Annotated in this window: 15 protein-coding genes; 7 read left to right on the top strand and 8 right to left on the bottom strand. The window is 56.5% G+C overall.

The genetic code is table 11. The features are described from left to right. Nucleotides 1-41 precede the first annotated feature (41 nt). Together nlpI and GKC68_RS19590 are read left to right on the top strand one after the other, a co-directional pair. Nucleotides 42-926: a lipoprotein NlpI gene (gene nlpI, locus GKC68_RS19595; protein WP_013024357.1), complete on the top strand. Its 885-nt coding sequence runs from the start codon at nucleotides 42-44 to the stop codon at nucleotides 924-926. A gap of 177 nt (nucleotides 927-1,103) precedes the next feature. Beyond that, nucleotides 1,104-2,984, top strand: coding sequence for a DEAD/DEAH family ATP-dependent RNA helicase (locus tag GKC68_RS19590; RefSeq protein WP_028723652.1), 1,881 nt, complete (start codon nucleotides 1,104-1,106; stop codon nucleotides 2,982-2,984). Nucleotides 2,985-3,075: 91 nt separating this feature from the next. On the opposite strand, the gene GKC68_RS19585 is transcribed toward GKC68_RS19590, so the two are convergent. The 3 genes from GKC68_RS19585 to GKC68_RS19575 form a co-directional block, all read right to left on the bottom strand. Further along, on the bottom strand, nucleotides 3,076-4,086 hold the full coding sequence (locus tag GKC68_RS19585) for a luciferase-like monooxygenase (RefSeq protein ID WP_028723071.1): 1,011 nt from the start codon (nucleotides 4,084-4,086) through the stop codon (nucleotides 3,076-3,078). A gap of 112 nt (nucleotides 4,087-4,198) precedes the next feature. Next, a complete protein-coding gene (locus tag GKC68_RS19580) occupies nucleotides 4,199-5,083 on the bottom strand; it encodes a U32 family peptidase (RefSeq protein WP_058706544.1) in 885 nt (294 codons plus the stop codon). 9 nt (nucleotides 5,084-5,092) lie between these two features. Continuing rightward, nucleotides 5,093-6,088: a peptidase U32 family protein gene (locus GKC68_RS19575; RefSeq protein ID WP_342656443.1), complete on the bottom strand. Its 996-nt coding sequence runs from the start codon at nucleotides 6,086-6,088 to the stop codon at nucleotides 5,093-5,095. Between the two features lie 206 nt (nucleotides 6,089-6,294). Here GKC68_RS19575 and GKC68_RS19570 point away from each other — a divergent pair, with 206 nt between their 5' ends. Then, entirely contained in the window at nucleotides 6,295-6,819 is a 525-nt protein-coding gene (locus GKC68_RS19570) for an SCP2 domain-containing protein (RefSeq protein ID WP_342656442.1), read from the top strand. Then, the gene (locus tag GKC68_RS19565; protein WP_028723067.1) at nucleotides 6,813-7,319 is read left to right on the top strand and encodes an N-acetyltransferase; all 507 of its coding nucleotides are present in this window, start codon (nucleotides 6,813-6,815) and stop codon (nucleotides 7,317-7,319) included. The genes GKC68_RS19570 and GKC68_RS19565 overlap by 7 nt, the downstream gene beginning before the upstream one ends. On the opposite strand, the gene GKC68_RS19560 is transcribed toward GKC68_RS19565, so the two are convergent. Then, nucleotides 7,303-7,590, bottom strand: a complete 288-nt coding sequence (locus tag GKC68_RS19560; protein WP_028723066.1) for a GIY-YIG nuclease family protein — start codon at nucleotides 7,588-7,590, stop codon at nucleotides 7,303-7,305. The two genes, GKC68_RS19565 and GKC68_RS19560, sit on opposite strands and share 17 nt — an antisense overlap. 82 nt (nucleotides 7,591-7,672) lie before the next feature. On the opposite strand from GKC68_RS19560, the gene GKC68_RS19555 reads away from it, so the two are divergent. Continuing rightward, nucleotides 7,673-8,101 carry a YhbP family protein gene (locus tag GKC68_RS19555; RefSeq protein WP_047714821.1) on the top strand — a complete coding sequence of 143 codons (429 nt, stop codon included), beginning with the start codon at nucleotides 7,673-7,675 and terminating at the stop codon, nucleotides 8,099-8,101. A gap of 39 nt (nucleotides 8,102-8,140) precedes the next feature. On the opposite strand, the gene GKC68_RS19550 is transcribed toward GKC68_RS19555, so the two are convergent. Beyond that, on the bottom strand, nucleotides 8,141-8,662 hold the full coding sequence (locus GKC68_RS19550; protein WP_028723064.1) for a type 1 glutamine amidotransferase domain-containing protein: 522 nt from the start codon (nucleotides 8,660-8,662) through the stop codon (nucleotides 8,141-8,143). A 146-nt stretch (nucleotides 8,663-8,808) separates the two neighbouring features. Between GKC68_RS19550 and GKC68_RS19545 the strand changes: the two genes are divergently transcribed. After that, nucleotides 8,809-9,444, top strand: coding sequence for an NAD(P)H-binding protein (locus GKC68_RS19545; RefSeq protein ID WP_058706545.1), 636 nt, complete (start codon nucleotides 8,809-8,811; stop codon nucleotides 9,442-9,444). Here GKC68_RS19545 and nrdG read toward each other — a convergent pair. Beyond that, a complete protein-coding gene (gene nrdG, locus GKC68_RS19540) occupies nucleotides 9,436-9,903 on the bottom strand; it encodes an anaerobic ribonucleoside-triphosphate reductase-activating protein (protein ID WP_047714819.1) in 468 nt (155 codons plus the stop codon). The two genes, GKC68_RS19545 and nrdG, sit on opposite strands and share 9 nt — an antisense overlap. Then, entirely contained in the window at nucleotides 9,900-12,038 is a 2,139-nt protein-coding gene (nrdD, locus tag GKC68_RS19535) for an anaerobic ribonucleoside-triphosphate reductase (protein ID WP_047714818.1), read from the bottom strand. The genes nrdG and nrdD overlap by 4 nt, the downstream gene beginning before the upstream one ends. Before the next feature lie 246 nt (nucleotides 12,039-12,284). Here nrdD and GKC68_RS19530 point away from each other — a divergent pair, with 246 nt between their 5' ends. Further along, nucleotides 12,285-14,660 (top strand): family 20 glycosylhydrolase, encoded by a 2,376-nt coding sequence (locus tag GKC68_RS19530; RefSeq protein WP_342656441.1) that lies wholly within the window; start codon nucleotides 12,285-12,287, stop codon nucleotides 14,658-14,660. Nucleotides 14,661-14,901: 241 nt separating this feature from the next. On the opposite strand, the gene galR is transcribed toward GKC68_RS19530, so the two are convergent. Further along, nucleotides 14,902-15,912, bottom strand: coding sequence for an HTH-type transcriptional regulator GalR (gene galR / locus GKC68_RS19525; RefSeq protein WP_028723059.1), 1,011 nt, complete (start codon nucleotides 15,910-15,912; stop codon nucleotides 14,902-14,904). Nucleotides 15,913-15,977: the final 65 nt, after the last annotated feature.

The raw sequence follows: 15,977 nt of genomic DNA, 5'->3' as shown, positions 1-15,977 counted from the left end.
GACAGGACGGTTGTCCCAATGTTTGTATTCGGGAGTGGGAAATGAAGCCTTTTTTGCGCTGGTGTTTTGTTGCGACAGCTTTGACGCTGGCAGGATGCAGCAACTCCAATTGGCGTAAGAACGAAGTTCTTGCAGTACCTTTACAGCCCACACTGCAGCAGGAAGTGATTCTGGCTCGCATGGAACAAATTCTTGCCAGTCGAGCCCTTACCGATGATGAACGCGCACAGCTGTTATATGAGCGCGGAGTGTTGTATGATAGTTTGGGTCTGAGGGCATTAGCGCGGAACGATTTTTCGCAAGCGCTGTCTATAAGACCAGATATGCCAGAAGTATTTAACTATCTTGGTATATACTTAACGCAGGCGGGCAACTTTGATGCCGCCTATGAAGCGTTTGATTCTGTACTTGAGCTTGATCCAACTTACAACTATGCGCATTTAAATCGTGGTATCGCCCTCTATTACGGCGGTCGATACAAGTTAGCGCAAGATGATCTGCTGGCGTTTTATCAAGACGATCCTAACGATCCTTTCCGCAGCTTGTGGCTCTACCTGGTTGAAAGCAGGATGGATGCTGACAAAGCGAAAGTGGCGCTCAAGCAGCGTTACGATAAAGCGGTTAAGGACCAATGGGGATGGAATATTGTCGAGTTCTACCTGGGCGACATCAGCGAAGCAACACTGATGGAACGTCTTAAGGCGGACGCAACGGATAACACCTCGCTCGCTGAACATCTCAGTGAAACCAACTTCTATTTAGGTAAGTATTACCTAAGTCTGGGGGAGAAGGACAACGCAGAAGCGTTGTTCAAACTGGCGGTTGCCAACAACGTGAATAACTTTGTTGAACACCGATACGCATTGTTGGAACTGGCGCAACTCGGCCAGGCACAAGACGATTTATCAGAATCTGACCAGCAATAGCTGACGAACTTTTTTGCCTGTAAAACCTGTCAAGTCATCATCTTCAGGGATGAGGGCTTTTCTGTTCGTCAAAACTTCTAATTTGAGCCGGTTCACACTTTTTGATGAAAATGACTGAAAGTTTTCACGACGAGTTATGTAGACTGGCCGCCGCAATCAACGAGGCACGTGTACTACATGACTGATATTCAAACCACTTTTGCAGACCTTGGCCTGAACGCCGACATCCTTGAATCACTGAATGGTATGGGCTACGTAAAGCCTTCCCCAATCCAGGCTGAGTGTATTCCTCACCTGCTGGCGGGCCGTGACGTGTTAGGTATGGCGCAGACCGGGAGTGGTAAAACGGCAGCGTTCTCTCTGCCGCTGTTAAACAACATTGATCCTACTATTAAAGCACCACAAATTTTGGTGCTGGCACCGACCCGCGAACTGGCGGTTCAGGTTGCTGAAGCGATGACCGAATTTTCCAAACACATGCGCGGTCTGAACGTGGTTGCCCTTTACGGCGGCCAGCGTTATGACGTGCAGCTGCGCGCCCTGCGCCAGGGTCCACAGGTTGTCGTAGGTACCCCAGGCCGTCTGCTGGATCACCTGAAACGTGGCACGTTAGATTTGTCTAACCTGCGTGGTCTGGTGCTGGACGAAGCTGATGAAATGTTACGCATGGGCTTCATCGAAGACGTTGAAACCATCATGGCGCAGATCCCGGAAGGTCATCAGACCGCACTGTTCTCTGCCACCATGCCAGAGGCGATTCGTCGCATTACCAAGCGTTTCATGAAAGATCCGCAGGAAGTGCGCATTCAGTCGAGCCTGACTACGCGCCCAGACATCAGCCAGAGTTACTGGACGGCTTACGGCCGTAAAACTGACGCACTGGTTCGCTTCCTTGAAGCAGAAGACTTCGATGCTGCGATCATTTTCGTGCGGACTAAAAACGCTACGCTGGAAGTGGCTGAAGCGCTGGAGCGCAGCGGTTACAACAGTGCGGCACTGAACGGCGATATGAACCAGGCACTGCGTGAGCAGACGCTGGAGCGCCTGAAAGATGGTCGTCTGGATATCCTGATTGCTACCGACGTTGCGGCCCGTGGCCTGGACGTTGAGCGTATCAGCCTGGTGGTTAACTACGATATTCCGATGGACGCAGAATCTTACGTTCACCGTATCGGCCGTACCGGTCGTGCGGGTCGTGCAGGTCGCGCACTGCTGTTCGTAGAGAACCGCGAGCGTCGTCTGCTGCGTAATATCGAACGTACCATGAAGCTGACCATTCCAGAAGTTGAACTGCCAAACGCAGAACTGCTGGGTCAGCGTCGTCTGGCTAAGTTTGCCGCGAAAGTGCAGCAGCAGCTGGAAAGCAGCGATCTGGAACAGTATCGTGCACTGCTGGCGAAGATGCAGCCTGAAGAAGAGCTGGATATCGAAACGCTGGCTGCTGCCCTGCTGAAAATGGCACAGGGTGAACGTCCGCTGATCGTACCTGCTGACGCACCGCGTCCTCCTCGCCGCGAATTCCGTGAGCGTGATGACCGTCGCGACAGCCGTGATTCACGTGGCCCACGTGAAAGCCGTGATGGCGATCGTCCACGTCGCGAGCGTCGTGATGTTGGCGACATGCAGCTTTATCGTATTGAAGTGGGCCGTGATGACGGTGTTGAAGTCCGTCATATCGTTGGCGCGATCGCTAACGAAGGCGACATTAGCAGCCGTTACATCGGTAACATCAAACTGTTTGGTACGCACTCGACGATCGAACTGCCGAAAGGCATGCCGGGCGATGTCCTGCAGCACTTTACCCGTACGCGTATTCTCAACAAACCGATGAATATGCAGCTGCTGGGTGATGCACAGCCGCACGAAGGTGGCCGTGGTGAGCGTCGTTCAGGTGCTGGCGAGCGCCGTGGTCCGCGTCCTGAAGGTCAGGGCCAGCGTCGTTTCTCTTCTGAGCGCCGTGAAGGTGGTCGTGAAGGCGGACGCAGCTTTAACCGCGAAGGCGGTCGTGGTCCACGTCGTGAAGACGGTGCTGCCGCACCACGTCGTCGTGACGCGTAAGCGAGCTAAATTGTCGTAATAAAAAGGGAAGCCTGCGGGCTTCCCTTTTTTTGTGCTGCTTCTGGCTTATCCCAGAAGGGCGATTGCTGCTTTACAGGCTGCGGGCAGCGTCCATCGCCAGCTTAAACGAGTGCAGACGGGCTTGGGTATCGTAAATCTGCCCGTTAACCATGATCTCATCCGCCTGGGTTTCACGCAGCAGTGAAGCCAGCCCGTGACGCACTTTCTCGACATCCCCTACCAGCGACATGCTCAGCGCCTGCTGTACGCCATACTGTTCGGACGGTGACCACAGACTGTCCATATTCTGGACTGGGGCAGGCAGCGGGCCCGGCTTACCACGGCGCAGATTAATAAACTGCTGCTGCATGGAGGTAAACAGAAAACGGGCGTCACGTTCCGTGTCCGCTGCAACGATATTGATGCACACCGTGGCGTAGGGTTCTGCAAGGCGAGCTGACGGCGTAAAGTTCTCGCGATAGACATGCAGCGCCTGAAACAGCTGGTCCGGCGCAAAGTGCGAGGCAAACGCAAACGGCAGGCCCATTTTGGCCGAGAGCTGTGCGCTGTAAAGGCTGGAACCCAGCAGCCACACCGGAATTTTCAGGCCTAGACCGGGCACCGGCTGAACAGGTGGCTGTGCGTCGGCTTCTGCATCAAACCAGCTGATCAACTCAGCGACATCGTCCGGAAACGTATCAGCCTGAATGCCCGACAAATTGCGACGTAAGGCCAGCATGGTGCGCTGATCCGATCCTGGTGCACGCCCTAATCCCAGATCAATGCGATCAGGATAAAGCGAGGCCAGGGTGCCGAACTGCTCTGCAATCACCAGCGGCGCGTGATTCGGCAACATGATGCCGCCCGAACCCAGGCGCAGCGTTGTGGTGTTCGCGGCCAGATAGCCAATCAGCACAGACGTGGCGGCACTGGCAATGCCGGTCATATTGTGGTGTTCAGCCAGCCAGTAACGTTCGAATCCCAGGGCTTCAGCCTGACGCGCCAGCGCGAGTGAGTTGTGAAACGCATCTCGCGGCGTGGCGCCCTGAGGAACAGGGGCCAGATCGAGTACGGAGAGTCGAACGCTTTTTTTCTCAGACATGAGTACTCCAGAGTGTATAGCGCAGGTGTCATACCCTGCGCCATCAAGTATCGCGTAACATCCGCTATATTAAAACTTTTTACACTCGCCCTATGTTGCCTGTATGTGCCTTTCAGTCGCCAGCCTGCAAAACCATGCCCGGCAGTTTGCGCCAGTAGCCATTACAGTCACGATTTTTCGCCAGATCCAGGGGAGCCTGCCCCTCTTCATTTGCGCGGAAACGGTCAATCAGGCTTAAGGTTTCCTCATCCTGAGGTGACAACCGCACGATATCGACATAGTTGTGCATACCAACCAGATCGTTCCCCAGGTTATAGCAGTAACCGCTCAGGGTCTGGATACCGTTCAGGACAAAAACCTGTTGCGATTCCTGTGAGAGAACCCGGCGTCCATGAGGATAATGAATACAGCAGGTTTCGCAGGCATCTTTGGCGCGATTCTCCGAACGTGCTGTAAAGCAGCGGGCTGACAGGGCCAGCGGCAAATGACCATAACCCAGCACCTCCACCTCGAACTGCCGGCGGATGCCCCTTGTCTCACACTGCTGGAGCAGTTCCACTAGCCAGTCGCGCGGCATTTCAACGGGCAAGCACCAGCGCGTCATGCCCTCTTTGACTAAAAGCTGCAGCGCATCGGCGTTATAAACATTGAGCGTGGGCCCCGCAACGAAGGGCAGCCTGCGCTCTGCCGCCATATTCACGGTGCCCAGGTCGTTGGCCTCAATAATAAACTCGCCATTCTCTACATAGCGCTGTAGCTCTTTAAGCTCAGAAGGCGATTGCAGTAAAGCCAGCGTGCTTATGACCACCTGCTTCCCACGGGCTGACAGCATGCGTGCTAAATCCATCCAGGCGGCAAAAGGCGTGGCGCGACGCTTGCTGCAGACGGCTTCCCCAAGACAAACAATGTCAGCGCTACTGTCAGCAGTGAGGTGATAAAAATGTTCCAGCGTGGCGGTGGGCCAGTACCAGAGCACGGGGCCGAGAGAGTATTTCATGGTTTTTCCTCACTGCCAGTCACGATGATAGGCGCCTAAGGTGGTCTGCGTGCCTTCTGACAGCGCCCCTAGCGTCTTCATCCACTGCTGTGCCACTTCAAAGTCATCCGGTTGAGCTTGACAGCGATCGATAGCCTGACGCCAGACGCGGGCGACATCGGAAACGTAGGCAGGGCTGCGCTGACGGCCTTCGATTTTTACGGAGGCAATCCTTGCCCGCATCAGCTCTGGCAACAGTTCAAGCGTATTCAGACTGGTGGGCTCTTCCAGCACGTGATAGCGCTGGTCGTCAACCTGATAACGGCCTTTGCACAGCGTCGGGTAGCCGGCGCTTTCCTCTGCGCGATAGCGGTCAATCAACACCTCATTCAGCCGCACCTCCATCCCGATCGGCGTTTGCTGCCAGCGCACAAACTTCGCCGGCGAGCAGGCGCCTTTACTGTTTGGCGATTCACCGGTAAGCCAGGAGGAGAGATAGCAGCGGCCCTCGGCCATGATGCACAGGCTGCCAAAGGCAAAGACCTCCAGCGGAACAGGTGTACTGCGCGCCAGCTGTTTTACCTGATGAATCGACAGGACGCGCGGCAGCACCACGCGGTGCAAATCGAAATGGCGATGATAAAAACGAATGGCTTCAAGGTTGGTGGCGGAAGCCTGCACTGACAGATGACGTTCGATATGAGGATAGCGTGCGGTGGCATATTCCAGCGTCGCAATATCCGCCAGGATCAGCGCATCAGCACCGCTGTCTGCCGCCACATCAATGGCCCGCTGCCAGCGCGGCATGCCGTCGGGATGTGCAAAGGTATTGATCGCCACGTGCAGCTTACGGCGATGCTGATGAAGGTAGTACGCCGCTTCGCGCAGTTTCTTATCTGTAAAATTCAATCCAGCAAAGTGACGCGCGTTGGTGTCATCTTTCAGTCCGACATAAACCGCATCGGCACCATTTTCAACCGCACTTCGTATCGCAGGCAGGTTTCCGGCCGGACACAGCAGCTCCATACTCAATCCTCTCGTGATGCAGATGGAGCACGAGTCTAGTCATGGCGCTTTGGGCAAATGTTGATTTGGGGCAGTGAAACCGTCATTGATGAGAGAGTCTGGCTTTTTTTTAATCCGCTTACGATAGGTTTTATTGATCTCAAAGGAGGCGGGAATGGCACTCTGTGGCAATATAGCTAAAATTTTTTGTGACAGGAGTGCAAAACGTGTTCCAGCGGTTATCTGCCAGTTTAGTCAAAAACGGCCCCAGAATCCTTAGCTTACCTGCAACACTTGCTCCTTTCATATTGAAGAAGCAGGCCTTGCAACAACTCTTAAACTGGCAATTTCGTCATGCTTTAGCCGAAGGTGAGTTAGACTTTCTTCACGGGCGCTTTTTGGGTATTGAGATTAGCGATGTTAATCTCACGTGGATCACCACGCTTAAAAGTGGCCGACTGAGGGTGTTGCAGAATACCGAAGCAGATGTCTGGTTCCGGGGCAACGCCAATGATTTGTTGCTGGTAGCAGCACGCAAAGCGGATCCAGACATGCTTTTCTTTCAGCGCAGACTGCTGATTGAAGGGGATACGGAACTGGGACTGGAGGTTAAGAACGTAATGGATGCAATTGAACTCGACACCATGCCCAAGGGGTTACGTACTGCCATCCAGCAGATGGCTGCAATAGTGGAGACAACAATGCAACAGGACGCGAGAGCCGCACAGGCACGCGCGGGTGTCTCATGTTAATACGAACGGAAATTGGCGTAGACGCCGCCGGTATTGATGCATTGCTGCGACGCTGTTTTCCCACCTCAGCCGAAGCCGAGCTGACTCAGGCCCTACGCGAAGATGGCCTGTTGACCCTGGGCGTCGTCGCCACAGATGATGAAGGGCAGGTGCTGGGCTATGCTGCCTTTAGCCCTGTCACCATGCAGGGCGAAGATCGCAACTGGGTCGGACTGGCACCGCTGGCCGTGGATGAAAGCCTGCGCGGTCAAGGCATCGCTAAACAGCTGGTCTACGAAGGTCTGGATACGCTGAATGAGTTTGGCTACAGCGCAGTTGTGGTGCTGGGCGATCCTGCGCTGTATAACCATCTGGGCTTTGAGCCTGCAGCACGCCACGGTTTGCACTGCCGCTGGCCAGACAGCGAAGCCGCTTTCCAGGTTTACCCCCTGGCAGACAACGCCTTTGACGGCGCTGAAGGACGCATTGAGTATTCAGCCCCGTTTAATAAACTGAGCTAAGCCATGCTTCAAGGCTTACGGGTTGCTCGGCAACCAACTGTAGTTTTCGTTGACGGGTCAGTTGCTTAACCCGGTACTCCAGTGCGGAGGCCTGCGACCGGTCGCCCGCCGCGCAGGCATAGACCAGCGCCAATGGGCCCTTACCGCGCAGGGCCCGGGCCCCGCGCCCACAGGCATGTTGTCCAAGGCGGCGCACAACGTCGGTTGTGATGCCGGTATACAGCATGCCTGCGGCCGTTTGTATCAGGTAAAGTTGCCAGTGCTGACTCATAATGTGTTCCAGAAATGCCCGCCCGGCAGTGTAGCGCGCTTCTTTGCGCCGTGCTATCCGTCGCCCTTACCCGGAGTTGATTGTGTCTGACCTTGCCCATCTTGTTCGCTACCTGAAAAAGCAGCATGTGCTGTCCCTGTGCTGCTGTGCTGACGACGATCTGTGGTGTGCAAACTGCTACTACGTGTTTGATGAATCACGCATGGCCTTCTGGCTCATGACGGAGTCGGATACGCGCCATGGCCTGTTAGCAATGAAAAATAACCGCGTGGCGGGGACAATCAACGGACAGCCGAAGACGGTACTGCTGATTAAAGGCGTGCAGTATCGGGGTCATATCCGGCCGCTCAGCGAAGAAGACGCGTCTGAGGCGCGCACCGCGTACCAACGTCGCTTCCCGGTTTCGCGCAAGGTTTCCGCGCCCCTATGGGAAATTACGCTTGATGAGCTGAAAATGACCGACAATGCGTTGGGTTTCGGCAAAAAAATTCTCTGGCAACGCGAGGCGTAAATAAAGCGCCCCCTTCCTGGCGGAAAAGGGCGCGGACCGTTACAGTGCCTGCAGAATACGCAGGGACTCACGGTTAAAGGCAGGCAGATCCGCCGGCGTACGGCTGGTGACCAGCTTGTCAGCGTCAACCACCACTTCCTCATCACGGAAGTCGGCACCTGCATTGATCAGGTCGATCGCAATGGCCTTCACGCTGGTCATTTTACGACCGCGAACGCCGTTTGCGCTGATCAGCAGTTGTGGCCCGTGGCAGATGGCAAAGATGGGTTTGCCGCTGGCCACAAAGTCTTTGGTAAAGGCAACAAAGCGGTCGTCACCGCGCAGTGCATCCGGCGAGTGTCCACCTGGCAGCAGCAGTGCGTCAAATTCCGCCGGGCTAACGTCGTCGATGCTGCGATCGATGGTGACTTCAGCATCGCCCTGTTTGCCCTTGACGGTTTTACCCGCCTGCTCCTCAATGGTCACCACCTCATAGCCTGCACGCTTGTAGACTTCGGCTGGCGAGGTAAACTCAGAGTCTTCAAATTCATCGGTGATCAGAACCGCAATCTTGGTGCTCATCTATACTCTCCTTTAGGTATGTCAGGCGCATACTGCGCTATCCTGATGACCTGTTAAGCTTGGTCGTCGATTCTGAGAACGCAAGCCAGGCGGCTCACATTGGCCAGATTTTGCACGGCTGGCAGCGAAACAGGGAATATTCTGAGATGAATCGTGTATTACTGACGGGCGCAACCGGCCTGGTAGGATCCTGTCTGCTGCGTTTACTGATCGACGATCCGCGCGTGGATGAAATTATTGCGCCCAGTCGTCATGCGCTTCCTGCAATGAACAAGGTCGTCAACCCTGTTGAAGCCGATCTTACGGATGTTCTGCGCCCGCTGGAGGCACCGCTGACGACGGTATTTTGCTGTCTGGGCACCACGCGTAAGCAGGCGGGCAGTAAAGAGGCCTTTATTCACGTGGATTACACGCTGGTGGTGGATACCGCCCTGAACGCGTTACGTCTGGGTGCCAAAAAGATGCTGGTGGTCAGTGCGCACGGTGCTAACCGTCACTCCCCCTTTTTATACAATCGCGTGAAAGGTGAGATGGAAAACGCGCTGCGCCATCAGGCGTGGCCGAGCCTGACGGTGGTCCGGCCTTCGCTGTTGCTGGGTGAACGAAAAGATAAACGTCGGGGAGAAAGCCTGATGGCGCCGCTGTTCGCCTGGTTGCCAGGCAACTGGCGTGCCGTATCGGCTCAGGACGTGGCTCGCTGCCTGCATCACCAGGCGTTTGCCGAAGAAAATACGGGGTTCACGCTGATCGAGTCCGGCGCGATCCCCCGTGTTTCAGCGTAGATACCAGATTTTCTGATTTCGGCTGCCGCGCCACAGGAGCGTAGCATCGCGTTCTGCCTCTTCAAACCGCCCGTCAATCACCACGTCTATCCAGGGCAGGATCGCGCGCTGTGCCGGGCTGAGTGCCTGCAAATCATAGCCGGTCCACAACCAGATATCTTTGCCTGGGCACGCCTGTTTTACCCGTTTCACTAACCGACGAACATGCGGCACGTTGTGAGGATGCAGCGGATCGCCGCCGCTCAGCGATAAACCCTGACGCGGGATACGTGTATCCTGTAAATCTGCTAACAGCTGCTCCTCCATTTCCAGTGTAAACGGCACGCCGGAATCCAGCCGCCAGGTGCTCTGGTTGTAACAGCCGCGACACTGGTGCTCGCAGCCTGAGACAAACAGCGTACAGCGTGTACCGGGCCCGTTCACGATATCCACATCGTAGTAACGATGGATGCGCATCATCCCAGCTGTCCGCTATCCAGGTGCTTCACCCGACGCTGCACTTCCTGCTGTTTACCGGCGTTAAACGGGCGCGCATCCGGGCTGCCGAGATAGCCACATACGCGTCGCGTAACGGAAACCCGGGCAGGATCGTGATTGCCGCAGTTGGGGCAGGTAAAGCCGCGACTGGTGCAGGTGAATTCGCCGTTGAACCCGCAGTCGTAACACTCGTCAATCGGCGTGTTGGTGCCGTAGTAGGGCACGCGGTCATAGCTGTAATCCCACACGTCTTCCAGCGCCTTGAGGTTGTGCTGCACGTTGGGATATTCGCCGTAACAGATAAACCCGCCGTTAGCCAACGACGGATAGGGCGCTTCAAAATCGATCTTATCGTAGGGGTTCACCTTCTTCTCAACATCCAGATGGAAGCTGTTGGTGTAGTAGCCTTTATCGGTCACCCCCTTTACCACGCCAAACTGCGCGGCATCCAGACGACAGAAGCGGTCGCACAGGTTCTCACTGGGCGTGCTGTAGAGACTAAAGCCGTAGCCGGTTTCGTCTTTCCAGGCATCGGTAGCTGCACGCATATGGGCCACGATGGCAACGCCTTTAGCGCGCAGCGCCGCATCATCGAAAGGATGGTGCTGCGCGCCACTCAGGGCATTCAGGGTTTCATGCAGACCGATATAGCCCAGCGACAGCGAGGCGCGGCCATTGCGGAAAATGGGGCCAATCTCATCATCGGCATTAAGCCGCACGCCGCAGGCACCTTCCATGTACAGGATAGGCGCAACGCGGGCTTTGGTTTTTTCGAGTCTGGCAACGCGCGTCATGAGCGCCCGCTTCGCCAGCATTAGCCTCTCATCCAGCAGGGCCCAGAAACGCGCTTCGTCGCCCCGGGCTTCCAGCGCAATGCGCGGTAAATTAAGGCTGATGACGCCGATATTGTTCCGGCCTTCATGAATCTGCTCACCGTTTTCCTCGTAAACGCCCAGAAAACTGCGGCAGCCCATAGGGGTTTTAAAGGAGCCAGTGACTTGAACCACCTGATCATAATTCAGAATGTCGGGATACATCCGCTTACTGGCACAGGTCAGCGCCAGTTGCTTAATATCGTAGTTAACCTCGCCAGCACGGCGGTTCACGCCTTCCCGAATCGTAAAGACCAGCTTGGGGAACACGGCGGTTTTGTGATTTTTACCCAGCCCCGCCAGGCGGTTACGCAAAATAGAGGTCTGAACCAGCCGTGCCGCCCAGCTCGTGCCCAGGCCAAAACCAAAGGTCACGAACGGGGTTTGCCCGTTTGCCGTGTGTAACGTATTTACCTCGTATTCCAGCGACTGGAAGGCGTCATAGCACTCTTTTTCGGTACGTTCGCGAGCATAGGCGTCCGCCTGCGGAATGTGCCAGTTCTGCGCCACGGCAAGGTGTTTTGCGAAGCTCTTTTCCACATAGGGTGCCAGCACTTCATCAATCCGGTTCAGCGTGGTTCCACCGTAAATATGGCTGGCGACCTGCGCAATGATCTGCGCCGTGACGGCCGTTGCGGTGGCGATGGATTTTGGCGGCTCGATCTCGGCATTACCCATCTTGAAGCCGTTGGTCAGCATCCCTTTCAGGTCGATCAGCATGCAGTTGAACATGGGGAAGAAGGGGGAATAATCGAGATCGTGATAGTGGATCTCGCCACGTTCATGCGCCTGAACGACATCCCGGGGGAGGATCTGCTGCTGCGCATAGTGCTTCGCGACGATCCCGGCCAGCAGATCGCGCTGGGTGGGGATCACTTTGCTGTCTTTATTCGCATTTTCATGCAGCAGGGCGGCGTTGGTCTGATCCACCAGACCACGAATGGCGTGATGCAGATGGCTGCGGCGCTCGCGCTCAACGTCGCGATCGTGACGATACTCAATATAGGTCCGTGCCAGCTGCGGGTAAGGCCCGGCCATGAGCGTTTCTTCCACAGCATACTGGATGTCACCGATGTCCACTTCCTGACGATGGGCCAGTTGAGTGCTGACCCGATCAGCCACCGTGTCGCACCACCGTGCATCTTCCACGTTTGCCGCCCGTGCCGCAGCCTTCACTGCTGCGGCGATACGCTGTGAGTCAAAGCCTACGCGGCATCCGTCGCGCTTCACCACCACCGTTGCCATTTTTTCTCCGTTAACTACATATGGGTGTTTTTTCGGATTTTAGACTCAACATGTAGTAATTGCAGTGAATTAATCGGCTTGTTTTTGACCTGAAGCAAAGAAGCTTTGAACAAGAAGATAAAATCAACACTGAAAAAAACAGACCCGAGATCGCCTTTTCCGGCGGGCGAATTTGCTTAGCGGCGCAAAATGATTTAACTCTGTTTAGCGTTCTTTTTAGCCATTGACCTGCAGGGAGCCGTGCCAGTGCCGTTACGTCGAAATGTGCTGATCTGTTGTTGTGTGCTGACCTTTTCCGCCGCCGCCGATACGCTGCCGCTCATGCCGTGGCCACAGCAGGTTGAGCAACCTGCCCAAGCAGGCTGGCTGATGCTCACCCCACAGCTGACGCTGCAGATTGTCGGGGACCAGCTGCCCGGCGCCGAAACACGCTGGCTGTCGCGCATCGCTCGCCAAACCGGCTGGCCGCTGTTACCCGCCGCTCAGCCGGTTGAGCATCCCACAATTCGTATTGCCATCGCACAGGCGGTCAATCCCGTCCCTCAGCCTGACAGCGACGAAAGTTACCAACTGGACGTCAACCGCGACGGCGTGCTGCTGAAAGCCAACAGCCGCTTTGGCGCGATGCGCGGCATGGAAACCTTACTGCAGCTGACAGAAAACAGTGCCGAAGGCACCCGCATTCCCTGGGTAACGATTCACGATAAACCGCGCTTTGCCTGGCGCGGCATCCTTATCGACAGCGCCCGCCATTTTATGCCGGTCAGAACGCTGAAACGCCAGATCGATGGGATCGCGGCGGCGCGAATGAACGTGCTGCACTGGCATCTCACCGACGATCAGGGCTGGCGCTTTGCCTCCCTCCGCTATCCGCAACTGCAGCAGAAATCCAGCGACGGGCTTTTCTATACTCAGGCGGAGATGCGTGAGGTGGTGCAGTATGCGGCTGAGCGTGGCGTGCGCGTGGTGCCGGAGCTGGATATACCCGGTCATGCCTCCGCGCTGGCGGTGGCGATGCCGGAACTGATCAGTGCGCCGGGCCCGTATCAGATGGAACGCGGGTGGGGCGTTTTCAAACCCTTACTGGATCCCAGCAACGAACAGGTTTATCAGGTTATTGACGCGCTGGTGGGGGAAATGGCGGCGATCTTCCCCGATCCCTACCTGCATATCGGCGGTGATGAGGTGGATCCCAGCCAGTGGCAGGCATCTGCCGCTGTTCAGCAGTTTATGCGCGACCGTGGGTTAGCCGATCCCCATGCGCTGCAGGCCTGGTTCAATCAGCGCGTTGAGAAAATCCTCGAAAAACACCAGCGGCGCATGGTGGGCTGGGACGAAATTGCCCATCCCGAACTGCCGCACAGCATTTTGATTCAGTCCTGGCAGGGACAGGATGCACTGGGCACGGTAGCGAAAAACGGCTATCGCGGCATTCTGTCCACGGGTTTTTATCTCGATCAGCCTCAGCCGGCCAGCTATCACTATCGCAACGAAATCTATCCTCAGGGCCTTAACGGCCAGGATGTCGTGCAGTCGGGCGAACAGGCTCAGAGCTGGTCCTTTACCATGCCGCGGTTAAAGGGCAGCCCGGTAACGGGGAGTTTCACCCTGATTAACGGCCACAACGGCTGGCGCGGTTTTATCGACTTTGCCGGAAAATCGCGTCGTCTGGTGAATGCCATCGACTGGTTTTCGGCGAACCGGGTGACGTTCACGGTGGATACCTGGATGGGACCGTTCAAACCGGTCGTCACCCTGGCGAACAATCAACTGAGCGGATACATGCTGGTGGGTAACATCCGTTACGCGGCCGAAGGGCAGCGGCTCGACGCGGTACCCAGGGGGATTCAGCCTGTGCTGCCGGATGCGCGCCAGATGCAGCAAAACCTGCTGGGCGGTGAGGCCGCGCTGTGGGCCGAAAACGTCAACAGCGCGATTATTGATACCAAACTCTGGCCGCGTGCGTTTGTGGTGGCGGAGCGGTTATGGTCAGCCCAGGATGTCACCGATCCCGACAGCATGTACCAGCGGCTGGCGGCAATGGACCGCTGGACAACCGTATCGGTGGGGCTGCAGCAGCATGATCAGGCAGACCGACAGATGACGCGGCTGGCAAACAGCACGGATATTCAGCCGCTGCGCGTGCTGGCTCAGGCGCTGGAACCAGCCCAGTATTACACCCGCCAGCACCTCAAGTTTCAGGCCGGGCATTACAACTACTTTGAACCGCTGAACCGGCTGGCCGATGTTTTACCGGCAGAAAGCGACACCGTCAGAATGCTGGATAAGCAGGTGGTCGCGCTGGTTGAAGACAGAAGCAACGTGGCGGCTGCCGCAGCGATTCGCTCCCAACTCCAGCGCTGGCACGATAACGCTGCTCAGGTTGCGCCATTACTCAACGGCAGCGCGCCACTCAAGGCGCTGGAAAGCAGCGCGAAACAGGTGGATGCGCTGAGCGTCATGGGCATTGAGATGGTGAATGCCTATGTCCGTAACCAGGCGTTCGGGGCCAGCGAAGTGGCGCAGATGCAGGCGAAGCTGGATGCGGCGGCGCAGGTACAGGATGAGACCGTGATTGCTCTCGTCCGGCCCCTCGAGCGCCTCCTGCATGCTTTCAAATAAGCTGGCGTCCTTCGCGCCGCAGGTGCGTTGGCCGCGGCTCATCACCCCGGTCACTTACTGCAGTAAGCTCCCGGGGATGACTCACCTTGCCACCTTCCCGCAACACGAATGCCACCGGCTTATTCCGCAGAAGATGAGGGATGGAAAAGACATACGGAACAATGGTTTGGGGATGATTTGGCGGATGGGTTTCCAGGGGAGGTTATGCCGCGCTGAGCGTCGCGGCAAGGTAAAGACGAACTCAGGATGAGGTCGCGGGGCCACCGACCGAATGACGGCGGACCAGCGTAGGGCTGAACATATTGGTCACTTCCGGCAGCGGCTGTTGATGTGCCAGCGCCAGCGCCAGTTCAGCGGCCTGCTGCGCCATGGTAACAATCGGGTAACGCACCGTGGTTAAGCGAGGGCGAACGTAGCGGGAAACCAGCACGTCATCGAAGCCGATGAGTGACATCTCTTCCGGCACCTGCACGCCGTTGTCGCTCAGCACCGCCAGGGCACCGGCGGCCATGGAGTCGTTGTAGCAGGCCACGGCGCTAAAGTTTTTACCGCGCCCCAGCAACTCCGTCATCGCCTGCTCGCCGCCGACTTCGTCCGGCTCGCCCCAGGCGACCAGCCGATCGTTGCAGGGCAGGCCGTGCTCCTGCAGCGCGTCGTAATAACCCTGCAGGCGATCCTCCGCATCGGAAATCGTGTGAGTGGAGCAGATAAACGCAATATTCTGATGGCCCAGTTGAATCAGATGGCGCGTCGCCAGCCAGGCGCCGTAGCGGTCGTCCAGCGCGATGCAGCGCTTTTCAAAGCCCTTCAGCAGACGGTTCAGTAAGACCATGCCCGGCATCTGCTTCATCAACACTTCCAGCTCGCTGTCGGGGATTTTCTTGGCGTGCACCACCAGCGCCGCGCAGCGATGGCGCATCAGCTGCTCAATAGCCTGCCGCTCTTTTTGCTCATTATGGTAACCGTTACCAATCAGCAGAAAGTTGCCCGTCTGGCCCGCCACCTCATCAACGGCTTTCACCATTGCGCCAAAAAACGGATCGGAAACATCCCCGACCACCAGCCCCAGGGTTTCAGTGGACTGCTGCGCCAGCGCCCGTGCATTGGCGTTGGGATGATACTGCAGCGACTCCATCGCCTGATTCACAGCCTGACGTGAACTGTCACTGGCCTTGGGCGAATTGTTGATGACGCGGGAAACCGTGGCGACGGAAACTCCCGCCAACCGGGCAACATCCTTAATGGTGGCCATGCGATTACCTGATTTTGGGGAAACGTTTACACATCGCACCAGTGTTACGGAAAAGCGGGCGCACA

Origin of the sequence: Pantoea sp. RSPAM1 (assembly GCF_038816185.1) — a bacterium.
In the GTDB taxonomy this organism is placed as follows: domain Bacteria; phylum Pseudomonadota; class Gammaproteobacteria; order Enterobacterales; family Enterobacteriaceae; genus Pantoea; species Pantoea ananatis.
The sequence above is the reverse complement of the archived record's forward strand: the minus strand, read 5'-3'. Positions and strand labels throughout refer to the sequence as shown.

What these genes read in the sequence shown, in the direction of transcription:
- nlpI (WP_013024357.1), top strand. Translation starts at nt 42, where the DNA reads ATGAAGCCTTTTTTGCGCTGGTGTTTTGTTGCGACAGCTTTGACGCTG.
- GKC68_RS19590 (WP_028723652.1), top strand. Translation starts at nt 1,104, where the DNA reads ATGACTGATATTCAAACCACTTTTGCAGACCTTGGCCTGAACGCCGAC.
- GKC68_RS19585 (WP_028723071.1), bottom strand. Translation starts at nt 4,086, where the DNA reads ATGTCTGAGAAAAAAAGCGTTCGACTCTCCGTACTCGATCTGGCCCCT.
- GKC68_RS19580 (WP_058706544.1), bottom strand. Translation starts at nt 5,083, where the DNA reads ATGAAATACTCTCTCGGCCCCGTGCTCTGGTACTGGCCCACCGCCACG.
- GKC68_RS19575 (WP_342656443.1), bottom strand. Translation starts at nt 6,088, where the DNA reads ATGGAGCTGCTGTGTCCGGCCGGAAACCTGCCTGCGATACGAAGTGCG.
- GKC68_RS19565 (WP_028723067.1), top strand. Translation starts at nt 6,813, where the DNA reads ATGTTAATACGAACGGAAATTGGCGTAGACGCCGCCGGTATTGATGCA.
- GKC68_RS19560 (WP_028723066.1), bottom strand. Translation starts at nt 7,590, where the DNA reads ATGAGTCAGCACTGGCAACTTTACCTGATACAAACGGCCGCAGGCATG.
- GKC68_RS19550 (WP_028723064.1), bottom strand. Translation starts at nt 8,662, where the DNA reads ATGAGCACCAAGATTGCGGTTCTGATCACCGATGAATTTGAAGACTCT.
- GKC68_RS19545 (WP_058706545.1), top strand. Translation starts at nt 8,809, where the DNA reads ATGAATCGTGTATTACTGACGGGCGCAACCGGCCTGGTAGGATCCTGT.
- nrdG (WP_047714819.1), bottom strand. Translation starts at nt 9,903, where the DNA reads ATGATGCGCATCCATCGTTACTACGATGTGGATATCGTGAACGGGCCC.
- nrdD (WP_047714818.1), bottom strand. Translation starts at nt 12,038, where the DNA reads ATGGCAACGGTGGTGGTGAAGCGCGACGGATGCCGCGTAGGCTTTGAC.
- galR (WP_028723059.1), bottom strand. Translation starts at nt 15,912, where the DNA reads ATGGCCACCATTAAGGATGTTGCCCGGTTGGCGGGAGTTTCCGTCGCC.